This is a genomic window from Arcobacter vandammei, assembly GCF_016106035.1.
GTDB classification, from domain to species: Bacteria; Campylobacterota; Campylobacteria; order Campylobacterales; family Arcobacteraceae; genus Aliarcobacter; species Aliarcobacter vandammei.
In genome coordinates, this window is the sequence record NZ_JADKPZ010000004.1 from 1 (window position 1) to 19,124 (window position 19,124).

A 19,124-nucleotide genomic window follows, 5' to 3' on the forward strand; every position below is an offset into this window, starting at 1 on the left:
TAATTTAATAACTATCTTTCGTTTCTCTGATAATTCTCTTGGTGTTAATTTTCTAGCATCTATTTTTTCCATAAAACATTATACTATAATTAAGATTATTTATCGGTGAAGCAATAAAGGTGGTTTACACAGTTTAATTTATGGTCCCATTTTAAACACTTATATTCTCTCTTAAAGCATTTCTTGAAGCTTTATCTACAAGATTAAAGATAGTATCTATTTCATCTTTTAAACTATTTTTCTTATGGCCTTTTACTTTTATAAAATCAATATTTAATTCATCTATTTTCTTAAAAAATAATTTATATAATTCATGATTTTTTATAATCTTTCCACTTGAAGTTTTGTACTCATTTATCTCAAATTTCTCTCTTCTATCTTGCAAACCTATAATATTTTGGCAATCTGTGTAAAGTTCTATTTTGCTATTTGTTGTACAAATTTTATCTAAAGCCCAAAGTAGAGTTTGAAGTTCAAGTTTTGTAGAACTTGTATCATCAAATCTTTTTATTTTTATATTTTTCTTTAAATCATCAATTTCTAAATTATCATCAGAAACTTCTAAAAAAGCTCCAAAACCTATCTTTTTTTGTGGATTTACACTTGAATCTGTAAATAATCTGATTATTTTCATATTATATATCAAATTTATATTTTAAATACCATAAGGTTCAAAATCTTCTTTTTTATAGTGCAGAAGCCATATTAAGGTAGTGATGAGCCATATATGAGCTTCTTGCATAGGGACTTGCTTTTACAAATTCAAATCCCATAGAGTAAGCAATTTTTTCATACTCTTCAAAAACTTCAGGCTTTACAAACTCCACAACTTTTTCATACTCTCCACTAGGTGCAAGATATTGTCCAATACTTAAAAACTTACAACCAACATCTAGCAAATCTTGGAAAACTGCTATCATCTCATCTTTTGTTTCACCTAAGCCAACCATCAAAGCACTTTTTGTTTTAACTTTTTCACCACCAAACTCTTTTAATTTTCGTAAAACTTCAATACTTCTTCCATAAGTTCCGTTTCTTCTAATACGATAAAGAGACGGAACTGTTTCAACATTGTGTCCAATAATTGTTGCACCTGAATCAATGACTCTTTTTAAGCTATCCTCATTTCCTTTAAAATCAGGAATTAAAATCTCCACTTTTGTTTGTGGAGATTTCTCCAAAATATCTCTTGTAACTTTGTAAAACTGCTCTGCTCCACCATCTTTTAAGTCATCTCTTGCTGGACTTGTAATTACCACAAATTTAAGCCCCAAAGTTAAAACAGAAGTTGTTACTTTTTTTATTTCACTCTCATCAACACCGTTTGGAAGCCCTGTTTTTACATTACAATATGTACATCTTCTAGTACAAATATTTCCCAAAATCAAAAAAGTGGCATTTTTATTTGAAAAACACTCACTAATATTTGGGCATTTTGCCTCTTGACAAATTGTGTGAAGTCCACCTACATCTTTTAATAAAGTCTCCATCTCAACTTGTGTATGTGGAGTTAATTTTTTTCTAAGCCACTCTGGTTTTTTATAATTTATTGTAGTTATTTCACTATTTAATGCTTGTGTCATATTAATTTTCCTCTTCTAAGTTTTTTAAAATATTTTTCTCATTTTCATCTAAATCATCATTTATAAATTCTACTTCAAAAGTCTCTTTAAAGGCTTTAATTAAACTATCTTTTGCCTCAATAAAGCCTATATTTATTCCAAAATCTTGCAAAGAACTTCCTAAAAAATCATTTGAACTTTTAGAAAAAAGTGGAATAGAGCCATGTTGTAAAATACAAAATTTTGCCCTTTTTTGTGCATTTCCACCTATTTTTTTACCGTCTATTATAATATCATAAGCTTCAAAACCAATTTGGCAAAATGGACTTTTACTTAAAATTATATTCTCATCATCTTTTGCAAAATGGGCTTTTAATCCTAAATTTTCATAAAATTTTATTAAAAACTGACAAATCAAAAAATATGTCTCTTTTACATCTTTGTTTTCTATTTGATTTGGACTCAATAAAATAGTATATGAAATATCATGCCCGTGAAAAAGTACCCCACCACCTGTTAATCTTTTTGATACATTGTTTTGATACCTATTTTTAAGCTCAGAAAAATCTTCAATATTCTGCCCTGCCCCAAAAGTAAGACTATCTTCCCAAGAGTAAATTCTTAAAATAGGGTTTTGACTATTTACAAAATTTTTAAATAGTGCTTTATCTATATTTGAATTAACTTTAGAGCTAAGGTTTTGTGATATAATCAATCTAAATTTATTGTTAAAGTTCATCTATTTTTATCCTAAAAATATTTTTATAAGTGAATTATAATTTATTTTATATTAAAATTGCAAATTAATTTTAAAAATTAAGAAAACTTTTATAAAGGGAGATTTATGCCAAAGTTAAATTTAGAAGATATTAACCCTCTTGAAACAAAAGAGTGGATGGAAGCTTTAGAAGCTGTAATCGAAGAAGAAGGAGTAGAGAGAGCTCATTTTTTACTTGAAAAACTAATAGATAAATCAAGAAGAAGTGGAGCCCACTTACCATATAGTGCAACAACTGCATATATAAATACAATTTCTCCTGAAGAAGAGCCAAAAATGCCAGCAAATATGGATTTGGAGAGAAAAATAAGATCAATTATTAGATGGAATGCACAAATTATGGTTCAAAGAGCTTCAAACAAAAAGTTAGAGCTTGGTGGTCATATTGCATCATTTCAATCATCTGCAACTTTATATGATGTTTGTTTTAATCACTTTTTTAGAGCACCAAATGATAAAGATGGTGGAGATTTAATATTTTTTCAAGGACATATAAGCCCTGGTATTTATGCTAGAAGTTTTCTTGAAGGAAGATTTACACAAGAGCAAATGGATAACTTCAGACAAGAAGCATTTAATGATGGACTTTCATCATATCCACACCCAAAATTAATGCCAAATTATTGGCAATTTCCAACAGTTTCTATGGGATTAGGACCTCTACAAGCTATTTATCAAGCAAGATTTTTAAAATATCTTACAAATAGAGGAATAAAAGATTGTTCTGCACAAAAAGTGTACTGCTTTATGGGAGATGGTGAAACAGATGAGCCAGAATCTCTAGGAGCTATTGGAATGGCAGCAAGAGAAGGCTTAGATAATCTTATATTTGTAATAAATTGTAACTTACAAAGACTTGATGGTCCAGTAAGAGGAAATGGAAAAATCATTCAAGAGCTTGAAGGTGAATTTAGAGGTGCTGGATGGGAAGTTCTAAAAGTAATCTGGGGTGGATTATGGGATTCTTTACTTGAAAAAGATACATCTGGAAAACTTCTTGAATTAATGGAACAAACAGTTGATGGAGAGTACCAAAACTTTAAACAAAAAGGTGGAGCATATACAAGAGAAAACTTCTTTAATAAATTTCCAGAAACTGCAAAACTAGTTGAAAATTTAAGTGATAATGATATTTGGAAATTAAATCGTGGTGGACATGACCCTGTTAAAGTTTATGCAGCATTTAAAAGAGCAACTGAAACAGTAGGACGTCCTACAGTTATTTTAGCAAAAACTGTAAAAGGTTATGGAATGGGAAGTGCAGCAGAAGGAATGAATATTGCACACCAAGTAAAAAAAGTAGATGTAAATCAACTAAAAGCATTTAGAGATAGATTTGATTTACCAATAAGTGATGAAGAAGTTGAATCTTACTCATATTATAGACCAGATGAAAACTCTCCTGAAATTCAATATTTAAAATCAAGAAGAGAAGCTTTAGGTGGATTTGTACCTCAAAGATTAGAAAAGTTTACAAACAAACTTGAAATTCCAGCTTTAAGTGAATTTGAAGCAATTTTAAATGGAAGTGGTGATAGAGAAATATCTACAACTATGGCATTTGTAAGAGCTTTAAATGTTTTACTAAAAGATAAAAATATTGGAAAAAGTATCGTTCCAATAGTTCCTGATGAAGCTAGAACATTTGGAATGGAAGGAATGTTTAGACAATATGGAATTTACTCAAGTGCTGGACAAAAATATATCCCACAAGATAAAGACCAAGTAGCATTCTATAAAGAGGACATTAAAGGTCAAGTTTTACAAGAGGGAATTAATGAGTTAGGAGCTATGAGTTCATGGATTGCAGCTGCTACATCATATTCAGTTAATAATTATCCAATGATTCCATTTTATATTTTCTATTCAATGTTTGGATTTCAACGAACTGGAGATTTATGTTGGGCAGCTGGAGATCAAAAAGCAAGAGGTTTCTTAGTTGGAGGAACAAGTGGAAGAACTACACTAAATGGTGAAGGATTACAACACGAAGATGGACACTCTCATATTTTAGCAAATACTGTTCCAAATTGTGTAACTTATGACCCAACTTATGGATATGAAGTTGCTGTTATTGTGCAAGATGGAATTAATAGAATGTATGGAGAGAAACAAGAAGATATTTTCTACTATATTACAACTTTAAATGAGAACTATGTACAACCAGCAATACCACAAGGTGTTGAAGAAGGAATTATAAAAGGAATTTACAAAGTAAAAACTTTTGAAGCAAAAAATGATTATAAAGTTAAACTTTTAGGTTCAGGTTCTATTTTCCAAGAAGCACTAAAAGCTGCCCAAATACTAGCAAGTGAATATGATATAAAAGTGGATATTTACTCAGTTACTTCATACAATGAATTAACAAGAGAAGCACAAGAAATAGAAAGATATAACCTTTTAAATCTTGATAAAGAGCCAAAAACTCCTTATGTTGAGCAAGTTTTAGGAAGCAATGAAGATAATATTATTGTAAGTGCAACTGATTATGTAAAAGCTTATTCAGATCAAATAAGACCTTATGTAAAAGGTAGCTTCAAAGCACTAGGAACTGATGGTTTTGGAAGAAGTGATAGTAGAGCAAATTTAAGAAAATTCTTTGAAGTTGATACAGATTTTATCGTTTATACAACACTTGCTGAACTTGCAATTAATGGAAAAATAGATAAAAAAGTGGCAATTGATGCTATGAAAAAATATGAGATTGATTCAACAAGAATTAATCCACTAAAAGCATAAGGGGTAAAAAATGGCAAATATTAAAGATGTTTTTATTCCTGATTTAGGAGCTGATAAAGATGTTGATTTAATCGACATAATGGTAAAAGTTGGAGATATGGTTGAAGTTGAAGATGGTTTAATCACACTTGAAACTGAAAAAGCATCTATGGATGTACCAACTCCATTTAAAGGGAAAATTGTTGAGATTTTAGTAAAAGTTGGCGACAAGGTAAATAGTGGAGATTTAATAGCAAGAGTGGAAGAGGAAAGTTCTTCATCTGAAGCCGTAAAAGAAGAAGTAGCTCCAATTAAAGAAGAAACTATAAAAGAAGCACCTGCAACAAATGTAAATTTTGAAACAACAACACCAACACAGTTTGTAAAACAACAATCAGTTAAATCTGTACTTGAAGAGGTAAGAGTTCCTGATTTAGGAGCTGAAAAAGATGTTGATTTAATAGATGTTATGATTCATACTGGTGATGTAATAGTAAAAGATTACAGCATCATCACTCTTGAAACTGAAAAAGCTTCAATGGATGTTCCAGCACCTTTTGGTGGAGAAGTTATTGAAGTTTGTGTTGAAAAAGGTCAAAAACTAAATAGTGGTGATTTAATTGCAAAAGTTATAAAAACAGTTGTAATTGAAGATAAAGTTCCAACTCCAGCACCACAGACAACGGCTAAAGAAGAGAAAGTTGAACAAAAACAGACTCCAACTCTGCAAGAAGTTGCTGCTAGAAGTGTTGAACTTGAAGAGAGCAAAGTATTATCTAAAAAAGCAGCAAAAGTTTATGCAAGTCCAAGTGTGCGAAGAGTTGCAAGAGAGTTTGGTGTTGATTTAGGTTTTGTAAAAGGAAGCGGACACAAAAACAGAATTTTAGTTGAAGATATAAAAGCTTATGTAAAAGAGCAACTAAACAAACCAGCAAGTGCAACTGGTGTTGGTTTTGGATTTAACTTACCAGAAAGCAAAGAGATTGACTTCTCACAATTTGGGGAGATTGAAAAAATTGAACTAAGCCGTATTCAAAAAGTTTCTGGACCATTTTTACATAGAAACTATCTAGCTAGTCCGCATGTTACTCAGTTTGATGAAGCTGATATTACAGAGATGGAGAACTTTAGAAAAGAGCAAAATAGTGTAAATGAGTTTAAACTGTCACCTCTTGTATTTATAATAAAAGCTGTTGTAAAAGCTCTACAAACTCACCCTAAATTCAATGCAAGTTTAAGTGCTGATGGGCAAGAGCTAATTATGAAAAAATATTATAATATTGGAATAGCTGTTGATACTCCAAATGGCTTAGTTGTACCTGTAATTAAAGATGCAGATAAAAAAGGCTTCAAAGATATTGCTATTGAGTTAGCAGAGCTTTCAAAAAAAGCAAGAGATGGAAAACTAACAAACTCTGATATGAGTGGTGGATGCTTTACAATTTCAAGTCTAGGTGGAATTGGTGGAACATATTTTACACCAATTATTAACTCTCCAGAAGTTGCAATTTTAGGTGTTTCAAAATCATCAATTAAACCAATTTTTGATGGCTCTGAGTTTAAACCAAGACTTATTTTGCCACTAAGTTTATCTTATGACCACAAAGTAATTGATGGTGCAGATGGTGCTAGATTTACGACAACTTTATCTAAAATCTTAAGTGATTTAAGATTACTAAGTTTATAAGGAGTTTAAAAGATGTCAGAAATTAAAACTCAAGTTTTAGTAATTGGTGCAGGTCCTGGTGGATATTCAGCTGCTTTTAGAAGTGCTGATTTAGGACTTGATACAATAATAGTTGAACGACACCCAACTTTGGGTGGAGTTTGCTTAAATGTTGGTTGTATTCCATCAAAAGCCCTACTTCATGTAGCAAAAGTAATAGATGAAGCAAAACATATCAAAAATGCTGGAATTTTTTATGAAGAGCCAAAAATTGATATAGAAAAAGTTGCATCTTATAAAAGTGGAGTTATTAAAAAACTAACAGATGGTTTGGGTGCTATGGCAAAAATGAGAAACGTGCAACATATTCAAGGTCTTGCAAAGTTTTTAGATGAAAATAGTGTTGAAGTTGCTTTAACAAATGGCGAAACTACAAAAATAAGTTTTGAGTATTGTATTATTGCAGCTGGAAGCCAAAGCTCTAAAATGTCATTTATTCCACATGAAGACCCACGAATTTGGGACTCTACAAATGCACTTGAAGTAAAAGAAGTTCCAAAAAAACTTCTAGTTCTTGGTGGTGGAATTATTGCACTTGAAATGGCAACAGTTTATTCAAATCTTGGAAGTGAAGTTGAAATTGCAATTAGAGGTGAGCAATTAATGACGGGAACTGATAAAGATTTAATAAAAATCTACACAAAAGCAAATGAAGATAGATTTAATATTATGTACAAAACTCAAACAAAAAGCATAATCCCAAAATCTGAAGGAATTTATGTAGAGTTTAGTGGAGAAAATGCACCAGCAAGTGGAACTACTTATGATGCTGTTTTAGTTGCCCTTGGAAGAAGTGCAAATGGAAATAAACTGGGACTTGAAAATACAAGTGTAGAAGTAGATGAGCAAGGAATTATCAAAGTTGATAATCAAATGCGAACAAAAGCAAAAAATATTTTTGCTATTGGAGATATTGTAGGACAACCAATGCTTGCACACAAAGCTGTACATGAAGGGCATGTGGCCGCTGAAGTAATTGCTGGGCATAAAGTGTTTTTTGAACCAAAACAAATTCCATCTATTGCATATACTTTCCCTGAAATTGCATGGGCTGGAATGACTGAAAATGAAGCAAAAAAAGCTGGAATTAACTATGAAGTAGCATCATTTCCTTGGAGTGCAAGTGGAAGAGCATTAGCAAGTGATGTAGCAAGTAGTGGACTTACAAAACTTCTATTCAATAAAGACACAAACCAAATAATTGGTGGAGCAATTGTAGGAGAAAATGCTGGTGAACTTCTAGGAGAAATATCTCTTGCTCTTGAAATGGATTGCGATGCTGAGGATTTGGGACTTACAATTCATGCACACCCAACACTTCATGAGTCAATTGGTATGGCCGCAGAAATCTATGATGGAACAATCACAGATTTACCAAATAAAAAAGCTGTAAAGAGAAATTAAATTCTCTTTACAACTCATCTAAACTAGGTAATCCAAAGCCTTGTTTGGTTTTAAACTCTATTTCAAAACCTAATCTATCCAAAATCAAATCAAGAGTTTTTACACTTGTATTGCCCATTTCTCCTTTTTCAACTTTGCCTAAAGTTACACGACTAATTCCACAAGTTTTTGCTAACTCTTCTTGAGTTAGTTTTTTTTCTTCCCTTAAGATTCTAATTTTCTGCCCTATTTCATATAGTTTCAATTTTTATCTCCTTATATGATTTTTCATCCAAAGAAACTTTCCAAATTTCTAATATTTTTCTTCCAATATTTTCAAACTCTTCATTTGTTTTTAAATAATTTTCAAGTTCTAAAATACTATTTTTTAAAGTTTTAATACAAATTTCATATATTTCATTTGCTTCACTTTCTTTTAGGTAGCAATTTTGTATGCCAAAACGAACTAACTCTTTTTTACCAAACCAAATTTTTTTGCCAAACATAGTAAGTGCTGGTCTATCTTTTGGAAAATATACTAAAGTATTTACAACATCATAAGCTGGTGCAAAATGTATTTGTGAAAAATCATCATTATAAAGAACTCCAAAATTCTTTAGATGTGCATCTCCATTTTTAAGCAAGTAGTTCATAACTATTACTTTATAAAAACTCATCATATCATCTTGTTTTTGTGTACTTACACTATAAATTACTTTTGCAATTTGTTCATAACTTCCACTATATTTTTCATCTTTATTTTTTCCAAGTAAACATAAAATCTCTTCAAATCCTAAAAAACTGTCCGAAATTTTGTCATAATTAAATCTCTCTACCAATAAAAATTTATTGTTTTTTGATAGCTTTATATTTGGGATTTTAACTCCACTTTTTTCTATTGCTTTTAAGCAAAAATATTCATTGAATGCAAGTTGTGGATACTCATCTGCCCAAGTTTTTATAATATACTCTTTTGAAACCAAGCTTTCTTTGTCTTTTAAAATAGCAAGTGATTTTGGTTGAACTCCACTTATTGCATTTTTATTTAGAAAACTTGTAACAATTTTAAAAAATGTATCTTGTGTATCATTTTGTAAAACTTCATCTAAATCAAAAGAGAAAAACTCATCTTTTTTTAGCTCATTTTCAAAAGTTAATCTACTTTGAATATTTGAACAAATATGAGAAAAAACCAAAAAATCATCTATATATCCATACTCTTTTGTAAGAAAGTTTTTAAAAAGTTCAAAAAGATAGCCCTCTGGCATATTCATATCAAAGATTGGATGAAGCTTATACTTCCAAATATAAGTAGAGTTTTTATAAGGCATAATCAAAGATATTGGCTTGTAGTTTTCTAAATAGTTAAATCCATACTGATTTTTATCTTTTTCAAAAAATAGTTCACCAATATTTTTTTCATCAATTTTTACAGATATTTTTTTCATTTTTTACTCATAATGATAAATTTACTTATCATTATAAGATATTTAAGAATAAATGTAAAGCAATTTTATCATTTAACTTTAATCCTATAGCTACAAGAGAACTCTTCATCCTCTTTTAAAAGTAAAATACCTTTTTTATCTTCTATTTTTTGATTTGAATTTTTTTCATCTGCTATTCCAAACCAAGGTTCAATACAAACAAATGGTGTATTATTTGGCTTTGACCAAATACCCAAATATGGAAAATTATCAAACTCTACTTTTAATATTGTATTTTTTTCATCTCTTAAAATAACAGAATTTATATTTTTATCACAAAAAATCAAAGCATCATCTTTAAAAATATTTTTATCTAAAATAAGCCTATTTTCTAAAAATTCTAAATCTTCATTTTTATATATCAAGCCATTTTCATCTAAAAAATATCTTTTAGATCTTGTAATATTTTCAAATTCTAAAAAATCACCATTTGAAATATTAAAAGCTGGATGAGCTCCAATAGAAAAATATATATCTTTTGTATCTCTATTTTTTACTTTATAAGATATTTTTAGACTATTTTTCTCCAATTTATAAGAGATAATAAATTCAAAAGAAAATGGATATATTTTTATACTCTCTTCATCATTTTTTAAAATAAACTCTATAAAATCTTCTTCTTTTCTTAAAGCTTCAAACTCTTTATCTCTTGCAAAACCGTGTTGAGTTAGAGAATATTTTTGATTTTTATAAATGTAGCTATCATCTTTTAATCTACCAACAATTGGAAAAAGCACAGGAGAGTGTCTAGCCCAATATTTACTATCTCCTTGCCAAATATACTCAAAATCTTCATCGCACCTTTTTAAGCTATTTAGTTCTGCTCCAAAAGATTTTATTTTTGCTTTTATAGAGCTATTTTTTATCTCATAATTCAATTTTTTAACCTTAGTTTTTTATAAAATTTATTTAATACTTGGGCTTATACTCTTCCAATCTTCTCTTAATGTTTTATTCAAATTAAATCTATCATTTGATGTTGCTATTTCATTGTATTCATAAGGAGTAACCACAACAAGCCCACCTTTAAGTAAACTAGTAAAAGTATTTGACTCTATTTTTGAACCAGAAAAAATAGAAAATTCCATCTCAAAACCGCTAATATCATAAAATTCAGAGTTTTTTCGTACAAATTTTTTATATTTATCAAAAATCAAACAATCAACTATAACTCTTGAAGCATCAGTACTTAAATCAACTCTTAATACTTTTCCAATTTGTACATTTTTATAATAAATAGGTGAATCAACATTTACACTAGATGCTGTTTTATCTTCTACTTTTATAATAGTTCCAATATCTGAACTCACACTTGGTTCTTTATCACTTCCTATAAATCTTGTTTGGTATTCGCTTCTATCATTTTTAATTACACCAATATTTACAGCCATCAAAGTTGAACCTACATTTGCAACTTCTTGAAGAGAAATTCTAGGTTTCTTAAGATAAAAAATTGTTCCTTCTTTTGCAAAATCACCAAAATCTCTATCTATTATCACTTTTACTTCAACTTTTTGATTTTTATTTAGAGATATTTTTTTAACTTTTCCTATATTTGCACCTTTATAAACTATTTTTGAGAAATCTTCTTGTAAACCTTCAACATCATCAAAAATAATAGTTATCATATTTGTAGCCATTTGCATATCATCAAAACTTGAATAAATCTCGTGGTTACCTAAAGGAGTTTTTGAACTATTATCTAGCTCTATTGAGCCTTCTAAAAGACTTGTAAAATTATCAACTTCAAATAAAACTCCACTCAAACTTGCCTTAAAATCTATTTTTGGTTTTTTATAAAATCTACTTGTATTTTTTATATAGTTTCTAAACTCTTCATATACAAAAATCTCAACTTTTGAAACTCTATCATCAAATTTTATATTTTTTACAAAACCTATCTCTTGATTTTTATAAATAAGTGCCATATTTTCTTTGATTACAAAACTATTATCAAACTCAGTATATACAATAAAACCACTACTTTTATCTCTATTAATTTTTTCTATATCTTTATATGAAGAGTATAAAGTAAACTCTTTTTTACTTAATTTTCCATCATTTTTATTTGAAATAAGCCCAATAGAACCATTTAAAACTGATTCTAAACCACTATAATTTAGATTTAAATCAAAGTTTTTTATCTCTAATATTTTTGAACTCATATCATAAAATTTGCTATTATCGTTTATCAAATCTTTATATTTTTCATCTATTAATATAGATATTCTTACACTTTTATAATCTTTACTTAGTTCATAGCTATCAACTCTTCCAACTTCAATATTTTTATAATATATTTTCGTTCTTTCATTAATAGAGTTCAAACTATTTGAAGTTAAATCAATTTTTATAGTATGTAAACTCTTTTTTAAATCTTTCTTTGATACTCCAGAGAATTTATCACTAAAATCACCTTCTTTAAAATCTAGAGAGATAAAATTCCCTTTTACAATATTTCCTAAATTTTTTATTCCACCAAAAGATATAGTTGGTTCTTCCACAAAAAATCTAGTATTTTTTGTAAGTAGATATTTGTACTCTTCGTAAACATAAGCCTTTGTACTTAAAATATATTCATGTAATTTAATATTTGTAACCTTCCCTATTTCGATTCCTTTAAATAAAATAGGTGTATTTTCTTCTATTCTTGCATCAGTAAAATCTATTGAAAAATATATCTTTTTTTTCAAATCATCTTTTGAAGCATATAAAATTTGAATATCTTCCTTAGATATTTTTTCATCATCTTTTGAAGTGGTAACCACTGTAATTCCACCTATAATTGCTGAGTAAAGTGAACCAACTTCAATATTTAATCCACTTGCTCCATAACTTACTTTTAAGGCTTCATTCATAATAAATTTTGAGCTTTTATTTACTAAATAGTTATATTTATCATAAATATAAACTGTTGCATAAAGCTCCTCTTCTTTAAACTCTTTTGAAACAACCTCACCTATTTGGTATTTGTTATAAAAAATTGGTGTTCCAACATCAATATTATCTTTGTCATTTGCTAGAAGTGTAACATAGTATCCATTCTCTTCAAACTCTTCATCTGGTTGAGAATCAAGCCCATTAAAATACCACTTTGGCTTTATATTTTTAATATCATCTCTATTTTTAAAATCTGATGATAGTTCTATTTTATAACCACTTATTAATGTGCTAAGTCCAGATATTTTTGTCAAAGATACTGTTGGTTTTTTTATCCAAAATTGAGAGTCTTCATTTGCTACATAAGAAGCTACATCACTATTTACTAAAATATTAACAGCAACACTTTTTAAATCTTCGTGCATAGATATTTTTGTAACTTTTCCTAAAGTAAGCCCCTTGTACTCCAAAGTTGTAACATTCTCTTTTAATCCTTCTGCACTTTTGAAATATACTACAATATTTGTCCCTTGTTTTGAATACGAATCATAAGCAATATAGCCCAAAATTCCAAGTATTACCAAAGGAAGTAACCACACAAAAGAGAATTTTCTTTTACTCTCTTTTTCTGCTTTATAAACTACTGTTTCATTTAAATTACTATTAATCATCTCTTTTTTCATCCCAAATTATCCTCGTATCAAATCTATTTGCTGCAAAAATTGTAATTATTACCATTAAAGCAAAAGATGTAGCAGCAACTCCACCTTTTATATTAAATAACTCATCAAGCTGAACAATTGAAGCTAATAAAGCCACAACATAAATATCAATCATCGACCATTTTCCAATAGCTTCAATATATTTATAAAGTAAAATCTTTGTTTTATTTTCCATTTGTATATTTATTTTTAGAGTCAAAAAAATAAAAAAGAGAGCAAAAAGCTTTACTATTGGAATAGCAACACTTGCTACAAAAATAACACTTGCTACAAAATAACTTTTCATCTCTAAAAAGCTAATAATTCCTTCAACTATAGTGCTTTCAAGATTTACTCCAAATTGAGTAACTACCATCATAGGATAAATCATAGCTGGAATATACAAAAGCATAGCACAAATGGTAAGTGCCAATGATATTTGTAAAGAGTTTTCAACCCTTTTTCTCACTTTATGATTACATCTTTCGCATTTAAAAGGTGTATAATCATCTTTTTCATACACTTTTTTACAATTTTTACAAGATATTAAAACCATTTAATCATCCAAAATAGCACTTGCATCAAATTTTATATTTGACATAATAAAACAAAAAACATAAGCTAAAATAACAAAAAATCCTATATCAAATTTTGTATCACTTACCATTCCAACAAGCTTAATATAAGTTACAATCAAACTAATAACAAATACTTCTATAAATCCCCACTCTTTAAAAAAATGGTAAGAGTCATATAAAAATGGCTTTTTAAAAATCTGTACTTTAAATTTTGTTTGAAAAAATACTAAGATTACAACTATTGAGTTTAAAACTGGTGCTAAAATTATTGTAAATAGAACCAAAAAAGAGACGATATAAAAATCTTGCTCATATAAAATATATACTGTTTTTAAAATATTTGCATCTAATTCCTGACCATTTATATTTAAACTAATAATTGGATACAAAGATAAAATAAAAAATAACATTAAACTAGAAATTGCATAAAACAAAGAATCAATAGAAAAATTGTGTTTTTTTGCCAATTTACTCTCACATCTAGGGCAAATTTGTGAAATAGTTTCATCTTCACTTTTTTCTACAAAAAGTCCACAACTATAACACTCTACTACTTTGTTTAAATCTATCATTATTTACCTATTTTAAAATTAAAAGATATTATAACAATATTTAAGTAAAGCTATTAAAATATAAACTATTGTACAATAAAATAGAATTTATAATTAAAAAGGTTTAAAATGCAATTTAATATATCTTATGCACGGTTTGGTACAAGACCTCAGGTAAAAACTCCAAATAGAAGATTTTTAGAAGTTATGGGTGAAGATGGAATTAGAAAATTAATTAGTGACCACTATGACTTAATAAAACAAAGCTCAATATATGATATTTTTCCACAAGATGATGCTGAATATGAACAAGCTAAATTAAACTCTAGCGATTTTTTCATACAAATTTGTGGTGGAAGAAAATATTTCAATGAGAATCGTGGAGCTCCTATGATGTTTGTTAGACATCAACCATTTAAAATAACTCAAAGTGCAAGAAAAGTTTGGCTTGAATGTTATATTCCTCTTTTAGAAAAACTAGAAATAGAAGAAGAACTTATAAAATCTTTTTGGGATTATTTAGATATTTTCTCAATTTGGATGATAAACACACCTGAAGATTAAACTTCAGATGTTTTTTTATATAAAAATATCCACGAAACTAAAACAAAAGGGAAAGTCAAAGCTACTAAATTTAGAGCAAAAAATATCTTTACTACAAAAATAGATAAGATTATTGCCAAGGTTATAGTAAATAGATTTTTCCCAGCATAAACCAAAGATAGTGCTATTAATACGGCATTATATCCATATAAACCAACCTCTATATCATTTGTTGCAAAGGAAAATAAATTTGCAAAAATCAAAGCTATAAATGAAGCATAAATTATATAAAAGAAATCTCTTTTTGAATTTAAAAATACTCCTATAGCTATTAATATTCCACTTAAATAGTAATCTTGAAAAAATACTTGAGAGATATTTAAAAAGATAGTTTCAAATATATTGTATGAAGTGATATTTTTATTGAGTATTTGTAAATCTAATAAAAAAGTATTTGAAAAATATAAAACTATCCAAACAGTTAAGATAAAAGGAAAAGTAAATGCTTGAAAATTAATTAAACTATTTTTTAAATAATAAAATACATAAGTAGCAAAAAAACTTGCGAAAATCAAAACTATATATAACCAAATAGTGTGTTTAAAAAAGAGTAATAATGCAATTCCTACCAAAGCTCCATTAAAACCATACAATCCATCTTCTATATCATTTTTATTAGATACCAATATTTTTGCAAAATAGTTTGAAGCAACGACTCCTAAAAGCATACCAAAAGCAAGATTTATAGAGTTTATAAAAATAGCTATAAAGAAAAATAGTCCACTTATTTGACTATTTTGAAACATTACTTGGGCAAAACTTTTAAGTGTGCTATTCATTTTCTAAAAACCAAATCTAATCCCTAAACTAGCGGTATCGTAATCATAAGAGTAGTTACTTTTACTCATATTCATAGTTTTATATGAACCCTCAACTGAAACTAAAGAGCTAATTCTATACTCTAAAGCTCCACCATAACCTAAACCTGTATATGTACTATTATCAAAAAATTGTACTGCACCACTTCCTATTGCATAGGCTCTTAAATTAGGAATAAACTCATATCCTAATTTTAAATCCAAATCCAAAGTTGTAGCACTAAGTCCTGTTTTAACTCTTCCATAACTAAGACTATTTGAAAAACCAGCTAAAATTCCATTATCAAATTTTGTACTAGTATCTTGAGCAATTGTATATTGTGTATAACTATTCTTATCAACCTTAGCTGCACTAAGACCTGCATAAAATTTTGTGTCCATTGCAAATAAAGAGCTTAAAAACCCAAAAAATATCCCAAAAAACAATATTTTATCTATTTTCATACTATGACTCCTAATTTAAAATCAGATTATATTAAACTAGCTCTTAAAAGCCAAAATAAGCCTCTTTTGAGTACAATCGCTGAAAAATTATGGAAATTTAAAATGAGTATTCAAATTCAAGGTATTATTTTTGCTGTTGTTTCAGCTGTTGCTTACGGGATGAACCCTTTTGGGGCTCTATTTTTATATCAAGAAGGACTAAATGTAAGCTCTGTTGTATTTTACAGATTTTTATTTGCTGTTATTCTCTTAGCTTTGTTAATGAGTTTTCAAAAAAAATCATTTTATGTTACAAAAAAAGAGTTGTCATTTTTAGCACTAATTGGCTCTTTATTTGGATTTTCTGCTTTATGTCTATTTGGAAGCTTTTTATATATGGATGCTGGACTTGCTTCAACTATTTTATTTATTTACCCTATTTTTGTAGCTGTTATTATGAGTGTTGTTTTTAAAGAAAAAGTATCAATCATAACTGTTTTATCAATACTTATAGCATTTACAGGAGTTATCTTACTATTTGAAATTGGTGGAGAGAGTATCGATTTCATTGGTATTGTTTTAGTTATTATTTCATCTTTATTTTATGCAATTTATATAGTAATTGTAAATAAAGCTTTAAAAATTCCAGCAATAAAACTTACATTTTACTCTATGTTTTTTTGTACATTGACTATTTTAATCTACTCATTTTTTGATGAGAAATATGCTATTCAGAGCTTAATAACTTTTAATATGTGGTTTTTCTCAATATTTTTAGCCATTGTTCCAACTGTTATATCATTGATTTTTTTAATTAAAGCTATAAATATGATAGGTGCAACACCTACATCTATTTTAGGAGCATTAGAGCCATTAACCGCTGTTATGATAGGTGTTTTAGTATTTAATGAAAAACTAACAATTTCTTTGGGTATAGGAATAGTTCTAATTTTATTTGGTGTTACTTTAATTGTAGCAAAAGATATAATCGAGAAAAAATTTAAGATTGAAAAAGTTTAATAAATATGAGATAAAAAGCTATTTCTAGCTTTTTATCTATTTTATTTTGCTGGAATTTGTGTTTTTTCTTGAATTTGTATAGCTTCTTCTTGAATTGGTTGTTTTAAATATGCAAAAATTGCACCAATTATTAAAAGTACAATAACTATTAATCTTACAGTATTTCTTTTCTGTTTTGACTCGTTTCCATTATAATCATCTATTTTTGTTAAAGTTGGTTCACCACTATTTTTTGACATACAAAACTCCTTTTTATTTTATGCAGTAATTTTACCTATTTTTGCATTTAAAAGAACTTCTAAATCTTTTGGATTCAGTTCTATATCCAATCCTCTTTTTCCACCACTAATAAAAATTGTTTTAAAATCTTTTACTGTTTCATCTAAAATTGTTCGCAAAAGTCTTTTTTGCCCTAAAGGAGAAATGCCACCAAGTAAATACCCAGTAACCTTTTGAGCCTCATCTTTTGAAGCCATTTGTGCCTTTTTTGAATCAAAAATATCAGCTACATTTTTTAAACTTAACTGCTTTGAAACAGGAACAACACAAACAACCAACTCTTTTGGACTTAATTCCACAAGCAATGTTTTATATACTTGGTTTGCATCAAGTCCTAATTTTTCAACTGCTTCATCTCCAAAATTTACACAAGCTGGATCATGGTCATATTTATGAATTTGAAAATTACATTTATGTTTTTTTAGCAAATTAATAGCAGGAGTCATTTTACCTCTATATTTAGATATTTTAAAATATACTTTTAAATTTTACTATACTATTTCCTTATTTATCATATAATAAAACAAAATTATAAAATATCGGGATAAAAAAATGAATTATAGAAATTTAGAAGAAGAGATAAAAGCTTTAGAACTTGGACTTCCTCCACTAGAAAATGATGGATTTATAGGAGGTAGATTAAGCCCAGAAGATGCTACTTTGGTTTTACTACCAGTTCCTTGGGAAGCTACTGTTTCTTTTGGAGAGGGAACAGCTAGTGCACCTGAGGCTATAAAGTTAGCAAGTCATCAACTAGATGTTGAAAACTATCACTATATTAAGCCTTATAGTGCAGGAATTTCTATGCTTGAATCAGATAAAAATATAAAAAAATTGAGTTCTAAAGCTAGAAAAAAAGCGATAAAAGTTATTGAAGCTTTAGAAAATGAGAAAAATGATAAAAAAGCTTTAAAATTTGTAAATGAAGCTTCAAAAACTTTAAATAGTTTTGTTTATGAAAAATCACTAGAGCAAATAAAAAATGGAAAATTTGTAGCTGTTGTAGGTGGTGACCACTCTTGCCCACTTGGACTTATAAAAGCTTTAAATGATACTTTAGATGAAGAGTTTGGAATACTTCATGTAGATGCTCATCACGATTTAAGAGAGGCTTATGAAGGCTTTATTTACTCTCATGCTTCGATTTTTTATAATGTTTTAAATGAGTGTGATAAAGTTTCACGACTTGTACAAGTTGGAATAAGAGATTATAGTAAAGAAGAGTCTCAAAGAATGCAAAATTTGGGTGAAAAAGGTGCATGTTTGTATGATACAGCTATGCAAAGCCAATTAGCAAGTGGAAAATCTTTGGAAGAACTTTTCTCTTTTTATATTGAAAAATTACCACAAAATGTATATTTATCTATTGATATAGACGGACTTGAACCTCTAAACTGTCCAAACACAGGAACTCCAGTACCTAGTGGACTAAGATATGGAGAACTTGAACATCTTATTTTTATGATTGTAAAAAGTGGAAGAAATATAATAGGTTTTGATTTATGTGAAGTTGGAACAAGTAATGATGGCTTTGATGAAAATGTAGGAGCTAGGGTTTTATACAATCTTTGTGGAGCATTGTTAGCAAGTCAAGGGAAAATTGAGTTTAGGTAAAAA

General features: G+C 28.3%; 19 protein-coding genes. 6 read left to right on the forward strand and 13 right to left on the reverse strand.

From position 1 onward, the window contains the following. Window positions 1-151: 151 nt before the first annotated feature. The 3 genes from IQC44_RS02940 to IQC44_RS02950 are packed head-to-tail and all read right to left on the reverse strand — an operon-like array spanning window position 152 to window position 2,301. Complete coding sequence (locus IQC44_RS02940) at window positions 152-634, reverse strand: ribonuclease HI (protein WP_198304719.1); 483 nt, start codon at window positions 632-634, stop codon at window positions 152-154. 52 nt (window positions 635-686) lie between these two features. Further along, entirely contained in the window at window positions 687-1,583 is an 897-nt protein-coding gene (locus IQC44_RS02945) for a lipoyl synthase (protein ID WP_198304720.1), read from the reverse strand. Window position 1,584: 1 nt separating this feature from the next. Further along, window positions 1,585-2,301, reverse strand: a complete 717-nt coding sequence (locus IQC44_RS02950) for a lipoate--protein ligase family protein (protein ID WP_198304721.1) — start codon at window positions 2,299-2,301, stop codon at window positions 1,585-1,587. A 105-nt stretch (window positions 2,302-2,406) separates the two neighbouring features. Here IQC44_RS02950 and aceE point away from each other — a divergent pair, with 105 nt between their 5' ends. From aceE to lpdA, 3 genes are read left to right on the forward strand one after another with little or no spacing between them, the layout of a single operon-like run. After that, the gene (aceE, locus tag IQC44_RS02955) at window positions 2,407-5,079 is read left to right on the forward strand and encodes a pyruvate dehydrogenase (acetyl-transferring), homodimeric type (protein WP_198304722.1); all 2,673 of its coding nucleotides are present in this window, start codon (window positions 2,407-2,409) and stop codon (window positions 5,077-5,079) included. Between the two features lie 10 nt (window positions 5,080-5,089). Next, window positions 5,090-6,745 (forward strand): dihydrolipoyllysine-residue acetyltransferase, encoded by a 1,656-nt coding sequence (locus tag IQC44_RS02960; RefSeq protein ID WP_198304723.1) that lies wholly within the window; start codon window positions 5,090-5,092, stop codon window positions 6,743-6,745. A 12-nt stretch (window positions 6,746-6,757) separates the two neighbouring features. Then, window positions 6,758-8,188, forward strand: coding sequence for a dihydrolipoyl dehydrogenase (gene lpdA, locus IQC44_RS02965; protein WP_198304724.1), 1,431 nt, complete (start codon window positions 6,758-6,760; stop codon window positions 8,186-8,188). 7 nt (window positions 8,189-8,195) lie between these two features. On the opposite strand, the gene IQC44_RS02970 is transcribed toward lpdA, so the two are convergent. From IQC44_RS02970 to IQC44_RS02995, 6 genes are all read right to left on the reverse strand, one after another. Continuing rightward, a complete protein-coding gene (locus tag IQC44_RS02970) occupies window positions 8,196-8,432 on the reverse strand; it encodes a helix-turn-helix domain-containing protein (RefSeq protein ID WP_198304725.1) in 237 nt (78 codons plus the stop codon). Continuing rightward, complete coding sequence (locus IQC44_RS02975; RefSeq protein ID WP_198304726.1) at window positions 8,419-9,615, reverse strand: type II toxin-antitoxin system HipA family toxin; 1,197 nt, start codon at window positions 9,613-9,615, stop codon at window positions 8,419-8,421. The genes IQC44_RS02970 and IQC44_RS02975 overlap by 14 nt, the downstream gene beginning before the upstream one ends. Window positions 9,616-9,683: 68 nt before the next feature. Next, window positions 9,684-10,532 (reverse strand): aldose 1-epimerase family protein, encoded by an 849-nt coding sequence (locus tag IQC44_RS02980; RefSeq protein ID WP_198304727.1) that lies wholly within the window; start codon window positions 10,530-10,532, stop codon window positions 9,684-9,686. Between the two features lie 27 nt (window positions 10,533-10,559). Beyond that, on the reverse strand, window positions 10,560-13,217 hold the full coding sequence (locus tag IQC44_RS02985; protein ID WP_228286240.1) for an MlaD family protein: 2,658 nt from the start codon (window positions 13,215-13,217) through the stop codon (window positions 10,560-10,562). Then, on the reverse strand, window positions 13,198-13,791 hold the full coding sequence (locus IQC44_RS02990; RefSeq protein WP_198304728.1) for a paraquat-inducible protein A: 594 nt from the start codon (window positions 13,789-13,791) through the stop codon (window positions 13,198-13,200). The genes IQC44_RS02985 and IQC44_RS02990 overlap by 20 nt, the downstream gene beginning before the upstream one ends. Further along, on the reverse strand, window positions 13,792-14,385 hold the full coding sequence (locus IQC44_RS02995; protein WP_228286241.1) for a paraquat-inducible protein A: 594 nt from the start codon (window positions 14,383-14,385) through the stop codon (window positions 13,792-13,794). 108 nt (window positions 14,386-14,493) lie between these two features. Between IQC44_RS02995 and IQC44_RS03000 the strand changes: the two genes are divergently transcribed. Then, complete coding sequence (locus IQC44_RS03000) at window positions 14,494-14,928, forward strand: globin domain-containing protein (protein WP_198304729.1); 435 nt, start codon at window positions 14,494-14,496, stop codon at window positions 14,926-14,928. On the opposite strand, the gene IQC44_RS03005 is transcribed toward IQC44_RS03000, so the two are convergent. Both IQC44_RS03005 and IQC44_RS03010 read right to left on the reverse strand, forming a co-directional pair. After that, window positions 14,925-15,746 carry an urea transporter gene (locus IQC44_RS03005; RefSeq protein ID WP_198304730.1) on the reverse strand — a complete coding sequence of 274 codons (822 nt, stop codon included), beginning with the start codon at window positions 15,744-15,746 and terminating at the stop codon, window positions 14,925-14,927. The genes IQC44_RS03000 and IQC44_RS03005 overlap by 4 nt on opposite strands. A gap of 3 nt (window positions 15,747-15,749) precedes the next feature. Beyond that, on the reverse strand, window positions 15,750-16,229 hold the full coding sequence (locus tag IQC44_RS03010; RefSeq protein WP_198304731.1) for a hypothetical protein: 480 nt from the start codon (window positions 16,227-16,229) through the stop codon (window positions 15,750-15,752). Window positions 16,230-16,331: 102 nt separating this feature from the next. On the opposite strand from IQC44_RS03010, the gene IQC44_RS03015 reads away from it, so the two are divergent. Then, entirely contained in the window at window positions 16,332-17,228 is an 897-nt protein-coding gene (locus IQC44_RS03015; RefSeq protein WP_198304732.1) for an EamA family transporter, read from the forward strand. 41 nt (window positions 17,229-17,269) lie between these two features. Here the strand turns inward: IQC44_RS03015 and IQC44_RS03020 are convergent, their stop codons facing one another. Both IQC44_RS03020 and ybaK read right to left on the reverse strand, forming a co-directional pair. Then, the gene (locus tag IQC44_RS03020) at window positions 17,270-17,467 is read right to left on the reverse strand and encodes a hypothetical protein (protein WP_198304733.1); all 198 of its coding nucleotides are present in this window, start codon (window positions 17,465-17,467) and stop codon (window positions 17,270-17,272) included. An 18-nt stretch (window positions 17,468-17,485) separates the two neighbouring features. Next, a complete protein-coding gene (gene ybaK, locus IQC44_RS03025) occupies window positions 17,486-17,953 on the reverse strand; it encodes a Cys-tRNA(Pro) deacylase (RefSeq protein ID WP_198304734.1) in 468 nt (155 codons plus the stop codon). Window positions 17,954-18,059: 106 nt separating this feature from the next. Here ybaK and IQC44_RS03030 point away from each other — a divergent pair, with 106 nt between their 5' ends. Beyond that, window positions 18,060-19,121, forward strand: a complete 1,062-nt coding sequence (locus IQC44_RS03030; protein WP_198304735.1) for an agmatinase family protein — start codon at window positions 18,060-18,062, stop codon at window positions 19,119-19,121. Window positions 19,122-19,124 lie beyond the last annotated feature (3 nt).

Excerpts from the sequence above, each read along its gene's own strand:
- IQC44_RS02940 (WP_198304719.1), bottom strand. The coding sequence starts at position 634 with ATGAAAATAATCAGATTATTTACAGATTCAAGTGTAAATCCACAAAAA.
- IQC44_RS02945 (WP_198304720.1), bottom strand. The coding sequence starts at position 1,583 with ATGACACAAGCATTAAATAGTGAAATAACTACAATAAATTATAAAAAA.
- IQC44_RS02950 (WP_198304721.1), bottom strand. The coding sequence starts at position 2,301 with ATGAACTTTAACAATAAATTTAGATTGATTATATCACAAAACCTTAGC.
- aceE (WP_198304722.1), top strand. The coding sequence starts at position 2,407 with ATGCCAAAGTTAAATTTAGAAGATATTAACCCTCTTGAAACAAAAGAG.
- IQC44_RS02960 (WP_198304723.1), top strand. The coding sequence starts at position 5,090 with ATGGCAAATATTAAAGATGTTTTTATTCCTGATTTAGGAGCTGATAAA.
- lpdA (WP_198304724.1), top strand. The coding sequence starts at position 6,758 with ATGTCAGAAATTAAAACTCAAGTTTTAGTAATTGGTGCAGGTCCTGGT.
- IQC44_RS02975 (WP_198304726.1), bottom strand. The coding sequence starts at position 9,615 with ATGAAAAAAATATCTGTAAAAATTGATGAAAAAAATATTGGTGAACTA.
- IQC44_RS02985 (WP_228286240.1), bottom strand. The coding sequence starts at position 13,217 with ATGAAAAAAGAGATGATTAATAGTAATTTAAATGAAACAGTAGTTTAT.
- IQC44_RS02990 (WP_198304728.1), bottom strand. The coding sequence starts at position 13,791 with ATGGTTTTAATATCTTGTAAAAATTGTAAAAAAGTGTATGAAAAAGAT.
- IQC44_RS02995 (WP_228286241.1), bottom strand. The coding sequence starts at position 14,385 with ATGATAGATTTAAACAAAGTAGTAGAGTGTTATAGTTGTGGACTTTTT.
- IQC44_RS03000 (WP_198304729.1), top strand. The coding sequence starts at position 14,494 with ATGCAATTTAATATATCTTATGCACGGTTTGGTACAAGACCTCAGGTA.
- IQC44_RS03005 (WP_198304730.1), bottom strand. The coding sequence starts at position 15,746 with ATGAATAGCACACTTAAAAGTTTTGCCCAAGTAATGTTTCAAAATAGT.
- IQC44_RS03010 (WP_198304731.1), bottom strand. The coding sequence starts at position 16,229 with ATGAAAATAGATAAAATATTGTTTTTTGGGATATTTTTTGGGTTTTTA.
- IQC44_RS03015 (WP_198304732.1), top strand. The coding sequence starts at position 16,332 with ATGAGTATTCAAATTCAAGGTATTATTTTTGCTGTTGTTTCAGCTGTT.
- IQC44_RS03020 (WP_198304733.1), bottom strand. The coding sequence starts at position 17,467 with ATGTCAAAAAATAGTGGTGAACCAACTTTAACAAAAATAGATGATTAT.
- ybaK (WP_198304734.1), bottom strand. The coding sequence starts at position 17,953 with ATGACTCCTGCTATTAATTTGCTAAAAAAACATAAATGTAATTTTCAA.
- IQC44_RS03030 (WP_198304735.1), top strand. The coding sequence starts at position 18,060 with ATGAATTATAGAAATTTAGAAGAAGAGATAAAAGCTTTAGAACTTGGA.